We start from the raw sequence: 15053 nt of genomic DNA on the forward strand, positions 1-15053 counted from the left end.
AAAGATCAATCGAATGATTCGGCATCCGGTATACAGTTCTGCTTCATGGAGATCGACCCACGCAGGCTTGGTTTTCTCTTGGCCGTGAGCAGGTCAGGAGGAGTCCTGGCGGCGGCCGACACGTTGCACGTGAGCCCGTCTGCCGTGTCCCAGCAAATAGCGCGTCTGGAGGCGGAAGCAGGCGTCAAGGTGCTCGACCGCCAGCCCTCCGGGGCCACGCTCACCGCGGCCGGCCGGGTCCTCGCGGACACCGCGGAACGGATCGAGTCGGAGCTGGGGGAGACCCGCCGCTCGCTGGCGGCGCTCGAGGGAGACGTCTCGGGCGTCGTCGTCGTCGGCGCCTTCCAGACGGCGATCCGCGCGGTGCTCGTGCCCCTGCTCGAGGGCCTCGAGCAGAGCCTGCCCGGCGTGGAGCTCGTGGTCCACGAGGTGGCCGAGGAGCACGGTCGTCGCGCGCTGCGCCGCGGGGAGCTGGACCTGCTGGTGATCGAGCACGACGTCTCGACCCCGACCCCGGCGCCGTCGGGCACGCGTGACGTGCCGTTCCTGGACGAGCCGTGGGTCGTCGCGCTGCCCGCCACGGACCCCGAACCGACCGGGCTGCTCGAGCTCGTCGGGCGCACCTGGCTGGCCCCGGAACCGCGCGGTGCGGCCGACCGGGCGCTGGCGCGGCTGGCGGCGGAGATGTCCTTCACGCCGCGCACGGCCCACCGGTACCTCGACTTCGACGTGGCCCTGGCCATGGTGGCCGCCGGACTGGGCATCGCGCTGCTGCCCGAGCTGGCGATGCGCCGCCAGCTGCCGGAGAACGTGCAGTGGGCCGCGCTGCCGGGCCTCGGCACGCGTCGTCTCTTCGTGCGCCACCGTGACACCCGCACTGAGCCCAGGGCCGCGACGCTGGCCGTGCTCGAGCAGATGGTGGCCGTCGCCGCAGCCCTCGAGCCGCTGTGAGCGCCGCGGGCGCGCGTCCGCCGGCCGTGGAGGCGCCGGATAGCCTCGGGCCATGTCGCCGACCGGACGGGCCCGCACCGGAGTCATGCTGCCCCGGGACCTCGAGACCTCGTCCGTGCTCGAGTACGCCGTCCGCGCCGAGGAGCTCGGGTTCGACGAGCTGTGGGTCGTGGAGGACCTCGGGTTCCGCGGCGGGGTCGCCCAGGCGGCGGCCCTCCTCGGGGCGACGCGCACCATCCGCGTCGGCATCGGGATCCTGCCCGCGGGCGCGCGCAACGCCGCGTTCGCTGCGATGGAGGCGGCCACGCTGGCCCAGCTGTTCCCCGGCCGCGTCGACGTCGGCGTCGGTCACGGCATGCCCGGCTGGATGCGGGCGGTCGGCGCCTGGCCGCCCCGGCCGCTGCGCCACCTCGAGGAGCACGTGACCGCGGTTCGAGATCTGCTGCACGGCCGCGCCGCTGCTCTCGGCGGACCCGAGGACAGAGGGGCGACGGGCGTCGCCCTCGAGCCGAGCGCCGTGCCCGCCGTCGTCCCGGACCTGCTCCTCGGCGTGCGGGGCCCGCGCTCGCTCGCCCTCTCGGGCCGCGTCGCCGACGGCACGATCCTGGCCGAGCCCTGCACCCCCGAGTACGTGGCCGCCGCCCGCCGGCAGATCGCCGCGACCCGCCCGCACCGCCTGGTCGCCTACAACGTGGCCAGCGTCGGCCCGGACCCCCGGCAGGCGCTCGCCGCGGCGCGGCCGGCGCTGCGCTGGATCGGTGAGCCCGACTGGGCGCCCCACCTCGCTCCGCTCGACCTCGCCGAGGAGCTGGCACAGCTGCGGGCCCGGAGCGCCGGCCCCGAGGATTTCGCCCGCGCACTGCCGGACGAGTGGGTCGCGCGGCTGGCGCTCGCCGGGACGCCGCGGCAGGTCCGCGCGCGCATGGACGACCTGGCCGGGGCCGGGGTGACGAGCAACGTGCTCGTGCCTGTCGCCGCGGATCCCCTGGCGGCCCTGGAGGCGCTGTCGGACGTCCTGTGACACGGCGGCGCCGTGCCACGATGGGCGCGTGACGTTCCCGGCGAGTGCCCGACCCCGCGCCTCGTTCGTCCTTCTCCTCGGTGCCATGGCCGCGCTGCCGGCAGTCACCACGGACCTGTACCTTCCCTCGCTCCCCGTCGTCGCGGAGGACCTGAGCTCCGGCCCGGCCCTCGTCCAGGCCACCATCACCGGGGTGCTCATCGGCGGGGCGATCGGCCAGCTGCTCATCGGCCCGCTGTCCGACCGTTACGGCCGGCGCCGCCCGGTGATGATCGGCGTCTCGCTGCACGTCGTCGCCTCCGTGCTGTGCGCGCTCACCCCGGGGATCTGGCCGCTGATCGTGCTGCGGGTGATCCAGGGCATCGGCAACGCCGCCGCCACGGTCACCGCCATGGCCGTCATCCGCGACCGGTACAGCGGCGCCGGGGCGTCGGTGCTGATGTCGCGTCTCATGCTCGTGATCGGCGTCGCGCCGCTGCTGGCGCCCACCGTCGGCGGCCTCATCGCCGGCTGGTGGGGCTGGCGCGCCACGTTCGTCGTCCTCGCCCTCGTGGGGCTGGTGCTCATCCCCGTCATGGCGCGATTCCTCCCCGAGACCCTGCCGCCCGCCGCGCGCCGGCGTGAGCCCCTGGGAGCCACCTTCGCCGGCTACGGTCAGCTCCTGCGCGACGGGCACTTCATGGCCCTGGCCGTGCTGCCCGGCCTCGGGCTGGCGGCGCTGATGAGCTACGTGGCCGGCTCGCCGTTCGTGCTGCAGGAGGGCTACGGGCTCAGCGAGACCGAGTTCGCGCTCCTGTTCGCCCTGAACGGGGCGGGGCTCGTGCTCGGTTCCCAGCTGAACGCCTCGCTCGTGAAGCGCTTCGAGCCGACCGCCGTGCTCGGCGTGGCGATCCCGCTCGCCGCCACGCTCGGAGTCGTCCTCCTCGCCCTCGTGGCGACCGGGACCGGCGGCCTCCTGGGACTGATCGTGCCGCTCTGGCTCCTGCTGAGCGTGAACTCCCTCGTCCTGCCGAACGCCACCGCGCTGGCCCTGACCCTGCACGGCGAACGGGCCGGCACGGCCGCCGCGCTGATCGGCGCGCTGCAGGCGGGCGTGGCCGGGGTCGTCTCACCCGTCGTCGGCCTGCTCGGGGGCGACGACGTCGCGATGGCCACCGTGATCCTCGGCGCCGTGAGCGCCAGCCTGGTGATCTTCCTCGCCGCGGGGCGCACTCGCGGTCCCCGGGCGGCGTAGGTCCCGCGGGCGCGGCAGGACCCGCGGGGCGGCACGGCGCCCCCGGGCGGGGGTGGTCGGCGCAGGGGCGCCCCGCGCGCGGTCGGCCGATCGCGTAACCTTGCCGTTCGTGGCCACCGACTTCAGCAGCGAGATCCAGCACCTGCGCACGACGTTCGAGTCCATCCGCGCGGTGACGGACCCGGACGCCCTGCGCGCCCAGATCGCGGAGCTGTCGGAGAAGGCCTCCGCCCCGGACCTGTGGGACGACCCCGACGCCGCCCAGGTGGTCACCTCGAACCTCTCCCACGCCCAGGCGGAGCTCAACCGCGTGGAGAAGATGGGCGAGCGCATCGAGGACCTCCAGGCCCTCGTCGAGCTGGGCCAGGAGGAGGAGGGCGCCGACGCCGACGCGTTCCTCACCGACGCCGAGGCCGAGCTCACCGCGATCCGTCGGGACCTCGAGAACCTCGAGGTGCGCACCCTCCTCTCCGGCGAGTACGACTCCCGCGAGGCCGTGATCACCATCCGCGCCGGCGCGGGCGGGGTGGACGCCGCCGACTTCGCCGAGATGCTCATGCGCATGTACCTGCGCTGGGCCGAGCGTCACGGGTACGCGACGAACGTCCTCGACACCTCCTACGCGGAGGAGGCGGGCCTGAAGTCGGTGACGTTCGAGGTCAAGGCGCCCTACGCGTACGGCACCCTCTCCGTGGAGGCCGGCACGCACCGCCTCGTGCGCATCTCCCCGTTCGACAACCAGGGCCGCCGGCAGACGTCCTTCGCCGCCGTCGAGGTCATCCCGCTCATCGAGCAGACCGACAGCATCGAGATCCCGGAGAACGAGATCAAGGTCGACGTGTTCCGCTCCTCCGGACCCGGCGGGCAGTCCGTCAACACCACCGACTCCGCCGTCCGCATGACCCACATCCCCACCGGGATCGTCGTGTCGATGCAGAACGAGAAGTCCCAGATCCAGAACCGTGCCGCCGCGCTGCGCGTGCTGCAGTCCCGCCTCCTGCTGGTCCGCCAGGAGGAGGAGAACGCCGCCAAGAAGGCGCTCGCCGGCGACGTCAAGGGCGCCTGGGGCGACCAGATGCGCTCGTACGTGCTGCAGCCGTACCAGATGGTCAAGGACCTGCGCACCGAGCACGAGTCCGGGAACCCCTCCGCGGTGTTCGACGGCGAGATCGACGACTTCATCGACGCCGGGATCCGCTGGCGCAAGAGCGTCCCCGCCGCCTGACGCGGCGCGTGCTCGCCGCCTGACGCGGCGCGTGCCCGCCGCCTGACGCGGGCGCTCCCCGACGGGTTGGGGGCCTCGCTGCGTCGTCGGGACGTGAGATGCGGCTCGCAGGTGCGCCGGCGCCCCCGCGGCGTGTCTGCCACGGCGCCCGGCCGGGCGGTGCCTAGTCTGCCTGGAGGCCAGCAGCTGTTCCTCCCACTGTCGAGACTGGCCGCCATGCACCTGTGATCAGATTTGAGAACGTCTCCAAGGTCTACGCGCGGGGCGCCCGCCCGGCGCTGGACCAGGTGAGCCTGGAGATCGAGCGCGGCGAGTTCGTCTTCCTCGTCGGTTCCTCGGGCTCCGGCAAGTCCACCTTCCTCAACCTCGTCCTGCGGCAGGAGCGCCCCACGTCCGGGCAGATCCACGCGCTGGGCAAGGACCTCGCCCAGATCTCGCGGTGGAAGGTGCCCCACCTGCGCCGGCAGATCGGTACGGTCTTCCAGGACTTCCGTCTGCTCTCGAACAAGTCGGTCTTCGAGAACGTGGCGATCGCCCCGCAGGTGATCGGCAAGCCGCGCCACCACATCCTCAGCGCCGTGCCCGAGGTGCTCGAGCTGGTCGGTCTGGACGGCAAGGAGAAGCGCCTGCCGCACGAGCTCTCCGGCGGTGAGCAGCAGCGCGTGGCCATCGCCCGGGCCATGGTCAACCGGCCGGCCGTCCTGCTCGCCGACGAGCCCACCGGCAACCTCGACCCCACGACCTCGATCGGAATCATGCGCCTGCTCGACCGCATCAACCGCACCGGAACCACCATCGTCATGGCCACCCACGACGACGAGATCGTCGACCAGATGCGCAAGCGCGTGGTCGAGCTGTCCGACGGCGTGATGGTGCGCGACCAGTCCCGCGGCGTCTACGGCGCGAGCCGGTAGGGGCGGATCGTGCGACTTCGGTTCGTCCTCTCCCAGACCTTCCAGGGCCTCTCCCGGAACCTGGCCATGACCGTCTCGGTCATCCTCGTCACCTTCGTCTCCCTGACGTTCGTGGGCGCGGCCGCCCTCCTGCAGATCCAGGTCGGCAACCTCAAGAACGACTGGTACGACAAGGTCGAGGTCTCCGCGTTCATGTGCCCGGCCAGCTCAGCGACCCCGGCCTGCGCCGGCGGCGAGGCCACCCAGGAGCAGATCGACGCCATCGGTGACCTGCTGGCGTCGGAGAGCATGACGCCCTACGTGGACGAGGTCTACCTGGAGTCCAAGGAGGACGCCTTCGAGGCGTTCCAGGAGCAGATGGCGGACACGGTGTGGGCCCAGTCCCTGACCGTGGAGCAGATGCAGGTCTCCTACCGGGTCAAGCTCGTCGACCCGGAGCAGTACCAGATCGTCGCCGACGAGCTCGAGGGGCGTCCCGGCGTCGAGGTCGTGGTGGACCAGCGTGAGCAGCTCGAGCCGCTCTTCCTGGTCCTCAACCGCACCACCCTGCTCTCCGTGGGGCTCGGCGGGGTCATGATCGTCACCGCTGTCCTGCTCATCACGACGACGATCCGGCTCTCCGCGATGTCGCGGCGCCGGGAGACCGGCATCATGCGCCTCGTCGGCGCCTCGAACCTCTTCATCCAGCTGCCGTTCATGCTCGAGGGCGCGATCGCCGCGCTGATCGGTGCGGCGCTCTCCGTCGGGGGGCTCCTCCTGGGCGTGAGGTACCTGGTGGAGGACTGGCTCGCCTCCTCCACCCCGTGGGTGCAGTTCGTCGACACCGGTGACGTGCTGACCGTCGCCCCGTTCCTCGTCCTCGCCGCGATCCTCCTCGCCGGCATCAGCTCGATCGTGACCCTCGGTCGCTACACGAAGGTGTGAGGTGAAACCCGTGCGCCGTCCTTCCCCCGGCCTGACGGACAGACTTGCCCGACGCCCGCTGCGGGCGATCGGGTCGGCGCTGGCCGCCGCGCTCGTGGCGCTGAGCCTCGGCGCCGTCGGCACGGTGGCGCACGCCGACAACCGGGACGATCTGGTGCGCGAGCGGGAGCGCAACGCCGCCGAGCGCGAGAAGGTCGAGTCCTCCCTCGAGGGCGTCGACGCCGACCTCGCCGAGACCTACCTCAAGCTCGAGGACGCCAAGGCCCAGCTGCCGGTCGCCCAGCAGAAGCTCGCCGCCGCCGAGGAGGCGCTGGCCGCCGCCGAGCGCAAGCAGGAGCAGGTCGCGGGGAGGCTGGAGCTGGCCGAGGCCGAGTCCGCCTCCCTCGAGGCCGACATCGCGGCCGGCGAGGAGCAGATCGACTCCACCCGCGCCGCCATGGGCGAGCTCGCCCGCAGCACCTACCGCGGCGACAACGCGGTCAGCACCCTCGAGGTCGTCCTCGACTCCGCCTCCACCGACGACTTCCTCCAGAGCTACGCCGTCATGGGCTCGGCGGTGCGCTCCCAGACCCAGGTCCTCGACGACCTCGAGACCGCCTCCGCCGTCGCCCGCAACCAGCGCGAGCGGCAGGTCGCGGTCACCGAGCGGATCGGCGAGCTCAAGGCCGAGGCGGACGCCGCCGTCGTCGCCGCCGACGAGGCGCGCGCCGAGGCCGCCGAGCACAAGGCCGAGATCGAGAAGATCCAGGCCGACATGACCGCGCTGTCCGCGCGGCTGGAGGACCAGAAGAAGCAGTACGCCGGGCAGCTCGCCGAGCTCGAGGCGGACAGCGCCGAGCTGGCCCGCGAGATCGCGCGCATCGACGAGGAGAACCGCCGCAAGGCGGAGGAGGAGCGGCGCCGGCGCGAGGCCCAGGAGGCCGCCCGGCGGGCCGCCGCGTCGCGGGCGCAGCAGTCCCGGCCCGCCCCGGCACCGGCCGCGCCGGCCCCGGCCCCCGCGTCGAGCAACTTCCTCGCCCCGCCCGTGCCGAACCTCTACGTGACGTCGCCCTACGGCTACCGGGTGTACCCGATCACCGGCGGCTGGTTCATGCACAACGGCGTCGACCTGCGCTCCGCCTGCGGCAACCCGCAGTACGCCTCGGCCGGCGGCACGGTGGTGGGGGTGCGTGGCGCGTACGGCAACGGCACGCACGGCAACCAGGTGCTCATCAACCACGGCGTCGTCGGCGGGAACTCCTACGTGACGGTCTACAACCACCTCTCCCGGTTCGCCGTCAGCCAGGGCCAGCCGGTCTCCCAGGGGCAGACCATCGGCTACACCGGCGCCACCGGCAACGTCACGGGCTGCCACGTCCACTTCGAGGTCTGGAAGAACGGGTCCACGATCGACCCGATGACGCTGCCCGGGTTCTGACCGTTCAGAGGTACTCGTCCAGCCGGACGAACCGGTACCCGAGCGCCCGCAGTCCCTCGACGACCTCGGGCAGGGCGTCGGCGTCCAGGGTGGAGCCGTCCGTGGGGTTCGCGCCCACGTGCATGAGCACGATCTGCCCCGGCCGCGCGCTGCCGAGCACGCGGTCGCGCACGGAGGCGACCGACGTCCCGCCGGAGGTGCCCTGCCAGCCCAGGGTGTCCACCGTCCAGCGGAAGGGGACGTACCCGGCGTCGTTCACCACGCTCACGTCCAGCGGCGTGCGCGAGCCGTAGGGAAACCGGAAGTACGGGCGCGTGGTCCGGCCCGTCTGTGCCCGGATCGCCTCGTCGGCGCGCTCGAGCTGGGCGCGGACGGCCTCGTTCGTCAGCTGCGGGAACGCCGGGTGGGTGTCGGAGTGGTTGCCCACGAGGTGCCCGCCGGCGGCGATCTGCCGCACCGCGGCGGGGAACGAGCGGGCGAACTCGCCGGTCACGAAGAACGTCGCGGGCACGTCGTCACGGTCCAGCGTCCCGAGGATGTCCGCGACCGCGGTGCCGGACGCGCCGCCGTCGAAGGTCAGCGCCACCACGCGCTCCGACGTGGGCAGCACCTCCACGTCCTGCCCCCGCCAGGACGCCGGCACGTGGGATGGCGCCGGAGTGGACGAACTCGACGGCGGCGCGGCGGTTGCCGGCGGAGTGGACGGCGACGCGGTGGTAGGGGAGGGGCTCGACGGTGACGCGGCGGTTGCCGGCGGGGTGGACGGCGACGCGGTGGTAGGGGACGGGCTCGACGGCGACGCGGCGGTTGCCGGCGGGGTGGACGGCGGAGCGGCCGGAGGGGAGGTCGACGGCGGAGCCGGGGTCTGCGTCGTCGTGGCGGCCGTCGGTGTCGGGGCTCGCGAGGTCCCGCCGTCACGGACCGGGGCTCCGGCGCACGCCGCCAGGACGCACAGCGCCGCCGCGGCGGTGAGGGCCCGCCGCACCGTTCGGCCGTCGCGCGCCGGGCGCCCCGCTGCCGTCATGGGGCCGATTCTGCGCGCGGCCCCGGGCGCTGTCCGCCTCCTCCGGTACCGGTTCGGTCACGGTTACGGGGCGCCTGCGCCCGGCTCCCTGCCCCGTGGCGCCGGCCGAGTGCGCGGCAGCCGGCGTCAGTAGCCGCGCAGCCGCTCGATCTCGCGGCGCTCGCGCTTGGTCGGGCGGCCGGCGCCACGATCGCGCCGGGGCACGGCGAAGACGTCGCGGGGGAGCGGCTCGGGGCTGCGGTCGATCATCGCGGTCGCCGCCACCGGGGCCCCGACGCGCTTGACCATCACCTTGCGCACCTCGAGCACCCGCAGGCGCTCCCCGCCGCGCACGACGACCTCGTCGCCGACGCCCACGCTGGTGGCCGGCTTGGCCCGCTCGCCGTTGACGCGCACATGCCCGGCGCGGCACGCGGCGGTGGCCAGCGACCGGCTCTTGAACAGCCGCACGGCCCACAGCCAGGCATCCACGCGGGCCGAGGCGGGGGCGTCCGTGGTCACCCTCCGAGCCTACGTCGGTCCGGCATGCCCCAGCGGCTCACAGCCGCCTCAGCGGCTCACAGCCGGCCGGCGGCCTTGAGCGCGAGGTAGGTGTCCGCCAGGGCCGGGGCCAGGTCGTCCGGCGCGGCCTCGACCACCTCCACCCCGCGCCGACGCAGCCGCAGCGCCACGGCGTCGCGCTCGAGCTCGCCGCGCTCGGCGGCCGCCGCGTCGAAGATCGCGTCCGAGGTCGACCGGTCCGCCCGCAGCGCCGCCACCTCCGGGTCCGACGCCGAGGCGAGGACGACGGTGTGGTCCGCCGTCAGGGCCTGCGCCACCGGCAGCAGGCCGGAGGTCACCGCGGAAGGCTCCAGCGCGCTGAGCAGCACCACGAGCGCCCGCTGGGACAGCGTGTCGCGCACGACCTGCGTGACGGTCGTCCAGCTGATCTCCACCAGCGAGGGCTCCAGCGGCGCCATCGCCTGGGCCATGGCGCTCATGAGCCGGGCGCCCTGCTCACCGGCCACCCGGGCGCGCACCTGGTTGTCGACGGCGACGAGGTCGACGCGGTCCCCGGCGCGGGAGGCCAGCGCCGCGAGCAGCAGCGCCGCCTCGATCTGGGCGTCCAGGCGCGGGGCGTCGCCGAGCCGGGAGGCGGACAGCCGGGCGGTGTCCAGCACGATGAGCACCCGCCGGTCCCGCTCGGGCCGCCAGGTGCGCACCACGACGTCACCGCGGCGGGCGGTCGCCCGCCAGTCGATCGCCCGGACGTCGTCGCCGATGACGTACTCGCGCAGCGAGTCGAACTCGGTGCCCTGCCCGCGCACGAGCACGGCCGTGCGCCCGTCCATCTCCCGCAGCCGCGCCAGCCGCGACGGCAGGTGGCGGCGCGAGGAGAACGCGGGCAGCACCCGCAGCGCCGCCGGCGCGGCCAGCGACGCCTGGCGGGCGGCCAGGCCCAGGGGACCGAAGGACCGCACGGTCACGAGGTCCGCCGGCCGGTCCCCGCGGCGCGACGGCACCAGCGCGGTCCGGACCCGCCGCCGCTCGCCCGCCGGCACGGTCACCCGGTGGCGGTTGCGGGCCGCCCCGGCCGACGGCGGCCAGGCGTCGCGCACGAGCGCCCGCAGCGTCCGCGGGCCGGGGTTGGTCACGGTAAGCGTGGACGCCGTCGGCTCGCCGAGCCGCACCGACGCCGGCACCGAGCGGACCACCTCCACGCGCTTCGGGGAGGCGGCCAGGACGGTGTCGACGACGCAGGCGAGGACCACCAGGGCCACCCACAGCCACAGCGTCAGCGGGCGCGGCCACAGCAGCACCGGCACGACGCCGGCGGCCGTGAGGAGCGCCGCGCGGGTGGTGGGGATCATCAGCGCGGGACCGGCACCGAGCCGAGCACGCCGTCCAGCACGGTCTCGGCCGTCACGCCCTCCAGCTCGGCCTCGGCCCGCAGCTGCACCCGGTGGCGCAGGGTCGGGTGCGCGAGGGCCTTGACGTCGTCGGGGGTGACGTAGCCCCGCCCGGAGAGCCACGCCCACGCACGGGAGGTGGCGAGCAGCGCCGTCGCACCGCGGGGCGAGACGCCGAGCGACAGGGACGGCGAGGTCCGGGTGGCCCGCACCAGGTCGACGATGTAGCCGAGCACCTCCGGCGCCGCCTGGACCTGGGCCACCTCGGCGCGCGCGGCCGCGACGTCCTCCGGGCCGGCGACGGCCGAGACGCCCGCCGAGGCGAGGTCGCGGGGGTTGAAGTCGTGCGCGTGGCGGTTGAGCACCTCGATCTCGTCGCGGCGCTCCGGCAGCGGCAGGATCAGCTTGAGGAGGAACCGGTCGAGCTGGGCCTCGGGCAGGGGGTAGGTGCCCTCGTACTCGACCGGGTTCTGCGTGGCGACGACCATGAAGGGGTCCGGCAGGCGGCGGGGCTCGCCGTCGACGGAGACCTGCCGCTCCTCCATGGCCTCCAGGAGCGAGGCCTGCGTCTTCGGGGGTGTGCGGTTGATCTCGTCGGCGAGCAGCAGGTTGGTGAAGACCGGCCCCTCGCGGAAGGAGAACTCGGCCGTGCGGGCGTCGTAGACGAGGGAACCAGTCACGTCGCCGGGCATGAGGTCCGGTGTGAACTGCAGGCGCTTGGTGCCCATCGCGAGCGACGCCGCGAGGGTGCGCACGAGCAGGGTCTTCGCGACGCCGGGCACGCCCTCGAGCAGCACGTGCCCGCCGCACAGCAGGCCGATGACCAGGCCGGTGACCGCGGCGTCCTGCCCGACGACGGCCTTGCCGACCTCCGTGCGGAGCGCGCCGAGGCGCCGTCGTGCCTCCGAGTCGACGACCGCCGCGCGAGGCTCGGGGGCCGGGGTGGCCGCGCCGTCGGGGGCCGCGTAGCCGTCCGGCTGCCCGGGCGCCCCGGCGGGCGAGACGGGCGACGCCGGCACGGCGGGCGGACGGGGTGCGAACCGCGCCTGGTCGTACGGTGCGGACGGCTGCTGGCCGTACGGGGGGTGGGTCACGATCGGTGAACCTCGCTTTCCAGGGCGTCGAGCATGGTGGACAGGGCGAGCAGGCCGCCGTCGTCGGTGGGCGGCGGGCCGTACAGCACGTCGGAGACGTCGCCGGCCTCCCAGCCGGTGGCCCGGACGACGGCATTGGTCAGGGTGGCGGCGTCGGCCGAGCGGGGCACGCCCAGCGCGCGGGCCATCCGGCTGGCCGCCCCGGCACGCAGGGCGGCGGCGGCGTGGTCGTGGGCGGCGGAGCGCCGGTACAGGCGCCCCCGCCCGCGGGTGGTCTCGGCGGACCGCACGACCACCGGCATGACCTCGGTGACCACGCGCCCCAGGCCCCGCGCCCGTCCCACGGCGAGGACGACGACGGCGGCCACCAGCGTCCAGAGGGCCAGGACGACCGGCCGGGGCAGCGGGGGGACCGCCGCGTCGGTGGTGCCGGAGGTGTCGAGGACGGACGGCAGGTACCAGACCAGGTCCTCGTGGTGGCCGAGCATCCGCAGCGTCAGGGCCGCGTTGCCGTCGTCGGCCAGGTACTCGTTGGTCATCAGCCGCGCGTCGGCGAGGTAGCGCACGGTGCGCGTCCCGTCGGACCAGACGGCGTACCCGCCGGCGCCCTCGTCGTCCACCGGGAAGCAGATGACGACGTCGGAGCCGGGCTCGGCCGAGACCGAGCCGGAGGAGAAGGAGATGCGGGAGGCGGCGCCGGCGTCCGGGTCGGCGCACTGCGCGTGGACCGGGTCGCCCTGGCCGGCGCCGCCCGGCACGAGCGGCACGCCCAGTCCCTCCAGGTCCGCGAACGCGCTGCCCGCGACGACGAGGTCTGCCCCGGTGCCGGCCAGCTCCGAGCGCTGCTCGGGGGTGAGACGGCGCACGTCCGTGACGAGCACGGTGGTCCCCGGGCCGGCGAGGCTGCCCACCTCGGCGAGGGTCGTGGCCTCGTGGACCCGGACACCCTGCTTCTGCAGGATCTGGGCGGCGGCGCGCGCACCGCCCGCCTCGGGGTTGTCCGGGGCCAGCGGACGGGACGACGTGCGGCCGCCCACGACGACCGCGAGCAGGGCCAGGCCGACGAACAGGATGGTGACGACCACGGCGGCGCGATGACGTCGCCACCACGGGCGGCGTCGTGCCTCCTCCGCGCCCCCGGGGGCGCCGCCGTTCCGGCCCTGAGCCGTCGTCATTTCCATCGTGCTCACGAGACCCCCGCCCACCCGGCGTCCACGGCGGCACGGGCACGCTCCGGCCGGGCCGTGCCCACCCGGTCCGCGAGGAGCCGCAGGTCGGTGTCCTCGCGCTCCCCCGGACTGACGTGGCCGTAGCGGACGTCGTCGAAGAGCCGACCGGCCCGGCCCAGGCCCTCGGCGTGGGCCGGGAGCGCGGCGGCGGCCAGCGTGGCCGCCTCGTGCGCGGTCAGGCCCGCCCTGTCCTCGAGCACCGCCCGCTCGTCCAGACGGCGGACGATCCCGCGGAACCGCTCGAGCACCGCGGTCTCCCAGTCGCCACGGCGCGCCGCCGCGTCGGCCGCGGCGAAGAGGTCGGCGCTGGTGCGCTCGTCCTCGAACAGCTCGTGGGAGCCGGCCGCCTCCGCCACCCGTCGGCGCCGCACCCGGCCGCCGAGCAGCAGGGCCACGACGAGCACACCGGCGAAGGCGAGGACCACGAGGGCGGGGACGACGGCGGGCGGGGTGACGGCGCCGATGCGTCCGATGCCCTCGAACAGGCCGAGGAACCACTCGCCCAGGCGCTGCAGCAGGCCCGGGTCGTCGGAGTAGATCTGCTTGGCGAGCTCCTCCTCGGCCCAGCGCTGCGCCTCCGCCGCGTCAGGATCGACGGGCACGCCGAAGAGCGGCACGGGAGTCGGACCCACCTCAGCGGGCCTCCGCCGCGCGGGCGAGCTCGACGTCGAGACCTTCCTTGCGCATCCGGACGTCGATGTAGACCAGGGCGAGAACGGCCGCGAGGAAGGGGGTCGTCAGCGCGGAGATGAGCACGGAGACCACGGTGGAGACGATCATCGTGGCCACCATGGCGGTCATGTCGTCGCCCACGAAGGCCATGCCGAGGCTCAGCGGGATCATCAGCGCGTAGGAGATGACGCCGACGATGATCGACGCCAGCGCCAGCGAGCCGAAGATGCGCCAGAAGTGGCCCTTGGTCAGCGACCACGAGCGCCTCAGGGACGCGATGACGCCGGTCCGCTCGAGCATGAGGGCGGGCGCGGAGAGCGTGAGCCGCACGGCGAAGAACGCCGCTCCGACGACGGCGCCGAGGACCACCAGCAGGACGACGATGACGGCCACGGCCGGAGCGGCGTCCCCGAGCGCGGCGACGATGCCGCTCACGAGCAGCACCGCGAGCACCGTGATCGCGACGATCACCACCAGCCAGCCGACGCCGAGGAGCACGGTCAGGCCGACGAGCCGCCAGACCTGCCCCCTCGCGTTCGCCCACACCTCGCCGACCGTCGCGACGCGCCCGATGACGGACTGGCTGACGGAGATGATGAGCAGCGCGGTCAGCACGATCGAGGCGACGTAGACGCCGATCCCGGTGGCGACCATGCCCAGCGCGCTGCCGGCGCCGAGGTCCGAGAGGGCCTCGGGGGAGGTCGTCGCGTCGAGGAGCGGGATGGCCTGACCCAGGAACAGGGCGAGCACGACGGCCTCGATGACGGCGGTGGCGCCCATGACGAGGAGAGAGAGCCCGAACATGACCTTCGGGTTGGCCCGGATGGCGCGGAAGCCGCCGTCGAGGATCTCGCCGACGTTGAGCGGGCGCAGCGGGACGATGCCCGGCTGCACCGCACCGCCGAAACCGCGGGGCACGTGCTGCCCGGCGGCCGGGCCGTACTGCCCGTACGCGGGAGCGGTCTGCGGGGCGGCGGGGGAGGAGCCCCAGCCGCCCTGGGTGCCCCAGCCGGCCTGCGAGCCCCACGGCTGGGCCTGCGGGCCGGTGCCGGGCGTCTGCTGCGCGCCGGACCAGCTCTGCCACTGGTCCTGCGCCGCCGGGACCTGCTGCTGGCCGTGGCCGTACTGCCCGTACTCGCCGTACTGGCCGTACTGGCCGTAGCGGGCGGGCTGCTGCGGCTGAGCGGTCTCGGCGTACTGGGGGGCCGGGGTCGGCTGGCCGTACTGCGGGGGCGGGGTCGGCTGGCCGTACTGCGGGGGCGGGGTCGGCTGGCCGTACTGCGGCGCCTGGCCGTACTGCCCGTAGCGGTCGCCGTCGCCCGGCGCACCTCGTCCGTCGTCGCGGCGGTCCGCCCCCTCGGGGCCGGGCGGGCCCTGCTCGTGCTGCCGGCCGTCGTCGCTCGACATGGACTGCCTTCCTGCGGGACCATCGCCCCACCACAGTGCTTCAACCGGGGGT

General features: G+C 74.5%; 14 protein-coding genes. 7 read left to right on the top strand and 7 right to left on the bottom strand.

The genetic code is table 11. From position 1 onward, the window contains the following. The first annotated feature begins 45 nt into the window (after positions 1–45). The 7 genes from ATJ97_RS15475 to ATJ97_RS15505 all read left to right on the top strand — a co-directional run bounded on the left by ATJ97_RS15475 (position 46) and on the right by ATJ97_RS15505 (position 7686). Positions 46–951, top strand: a complete 906-nt coding sequence (locus tag ATJ97_RS15475; RefSeq protein ID WP_098484503.1) for a LysR family transcriptional regulator — start codon at positions 46–48, stop codon at positions 949–951. A gap of 52 nt (positions 952–1003) precedes the next feature. Further along, complete coding sequence (locus tag ATJ97_RS15480; RefSeq protein WP_098484504.1) at positions 1004–1972, top strand: LLM class flavin-dependent oxidoreductase; 969 nt, start codon at positions 1004–1006, stop codon at positions 1970–1972. Between the two features lie 28 nt (positions 1973–2000). Then, complete coding sequence (locus tag ATJ97_RS15485) at positions 2001–3206, top strand: multidrug effflux MFS transporter (RefSeq protein WP_245862614.1); 1206 nt, start codon at positions 2001–2003, stop codon at positions 3204–3206. A gap of 109 nt (positions 3207–3315) precedes the next feature. After that, positions 3316–4431, top strand: coding sequence for a peptide chain release factor 2 (gene prfB, locus ATJ97_RS15490; RefSeq protein ID WP_098485525.1), 1116 nt, complete (start codon positions 3316–3318; stop codon positions 4429–4431). Between the two features lie 224 nt (positions 4432–4655). Further along, positions 4656–5345: a cell division ATP-binding protein FtsE gene (gene ftsE / locus ATJ97_RS15495; protein ID WP_098484505.1), complete on the top strand. Its 690-nt coding sequence runs from the start codon at positions 4656–4658 to the stop codon at positions 5343–5345. A 9-nt stretch (positions 5346–5354) separates the two neighbouring features. Continuing rightward, the gene (gene ftsX / locus ATJ97_RS15500) at positions 5355–6269 is read left to right on the top strand and encodes a permease-like cell division protein FtsX (protein ID WP_098484506.1); all 915 of its coding nucleotides are present in this window, start codon (positions 5355–5357) and stop codon (positions 6267–6269) included. Positions 6270–6279: 10 nt separating this feature from the next. Then, positions 6280–7686 (top strand): M23 family metallopeptidase, encoded by a 1407-nt coding sequence (locus ATJ97_RS15505; protein WP_211287255.1) that lies wholly within the window; start codon positions 6280–6282, stop codon positions 7684–7686. Between the two features lie 4 nt (positions 7687–7690). Here the strand turns inward: ATJ97_RS15505 and ATJ97_RS20450 are convergent, their stop codons facing one another. From ATJ97_RS20450 to ATJ97_RS15540, 7 genes are all read right to left on the bottom strand, one after another. Further along, on the bottom strand, positions 7691–8296 hold the full coding sequence (locus ATJ97_RS20450; protein ID WP_245862618.1) for a polysaccharide deacetylase family protein: 606 nt from the start codon (positions 8294–8296) through the stop codon (positions 7691–7693). Positions 8297–8836: 540 nt separating this feature from the next. Beyond that, positions 8837–9211, bottom strand: coding sequence for an RNA-binding S4 domain-containing protein (locus tag ATJ97_RS15515; RefSeq protein ID WP_098484508.1), 375 nt, complete (start codon positions 9209–9211; stop codon positions 8837–8839). A 56-nt stretch (positions 9212–9267) separates the two neighbouring features. After that, positions 9268–10560 (bottom strand): DUF58 domain-containing protein, encoded by a 1293-nt coding sequence (locus ATJ97_RS15520; protein ID WP_098484509.1) that lies wholly within the window; start codon positions 10558–10560, stop codon positions 9268–9270. Beyond that, entirely contained in the window at positions 10560–11693 is a 1134-nt protein-coding gene (locus tag ATJ97_RS15525; RefSeq protein ID WP_342746910.1) for an AAA family ATPase, read from the bottom strand. The genes ATJ97_RS15520 and ATJ97_RS15525 overlap by 1 nt, the downstream gene beginning before the upstream one ends. Continuing rightward, positions 11690–12874 (bottom strand): DUF4350 domain-containing protein, encoded by a 1185-nt coding sequence (locus ATJ97_RS15530; protein ID WP_245862868.1) that lies wholly within the window; start codon positions 12872–12874, stop codon positions 11690–11692. The genes ATJ97_RS15525 and ATJ97_RS15530 overlap by 4 nt, the downstream gene beginning before the upstream one ends. Before the next feature lie 5 nt (positions 12875–12879). Next, on the bottom strand, positions 12880–13554 hold the full coding sequence (locus tag ATJ97_RS15535) for a DUF4129 domain-containing protein (protein ID WP_245862622.1): 675 nt from the start codon (positions 13552–13554) through the stop codon (positions 12880–12882). A gap of 1 nt (position 13555) precedes the next feature. Next, on the bottom strand, positions 13556–15001 hold the full coding sequence (locus ATJ97_RS15540; RefSeq protein WP_098484511.1) for a glycerophosphoryl diester phosphodiesterase membrane domain-containing protein: 1446 nt from the start codon (positions 14999–15001) through the stop codon (positions 13556–13558). Positions 15002–15053: the final 52 nt, after the last annotated feature.

Origin of the sequence: Georgenia soli (assembly GCF_002563695.1) — a bacterium.
Taxonomy (GTDB): Bacteria; Actinomycetota; Actinomycetes; order Actinomycetales; family Actinomycetaceae; genus Georgenia; species Georgenia soli.

What these genes read in the sequence shown, in the direction of transcription:
- ATJ97_RS15475 (WP_098484503.1), top strand. Translation starts at nt 46, where the DNA reads ATGGAGATCGACCCACGCAGGCTTGGTTTTCTCTTGGCCGTGAGCAGG.
- ATJ97_RS15480 (WP_098484504.1), top strand. Translation starts at nt 1,004, where the DNA reads ATGTCGCCGACCGGACGGGCCCGCACCGGAGTCATGCTGCCCCGGGAC.
- ATJ97_RS15520 (WP_098484509.1), bottom strand. Translation starts at nt 10,560, where the DNA reads ATGATCCCCACCACCCGCGCGGCGCTCCTCACGGCCGCCGGCGTCGTG.
- ATJ97_RS15530 (WP_245862868.1), bottom strand. Translation starts at nt 12,874, where the DNA reads ATGGAAATGACGACGGCTCAGGGCCGGAACGGCGGCGCCCCCGGGGGC.
- ATJ97_RS15540 (WP_098484511.1), bottom strand. Translation starts at nt 15,001, where the DNA reads ATGTCGAGCGACGACGGCCGGCAGCACGAGCAGGGCCCGCCCGGCCCC.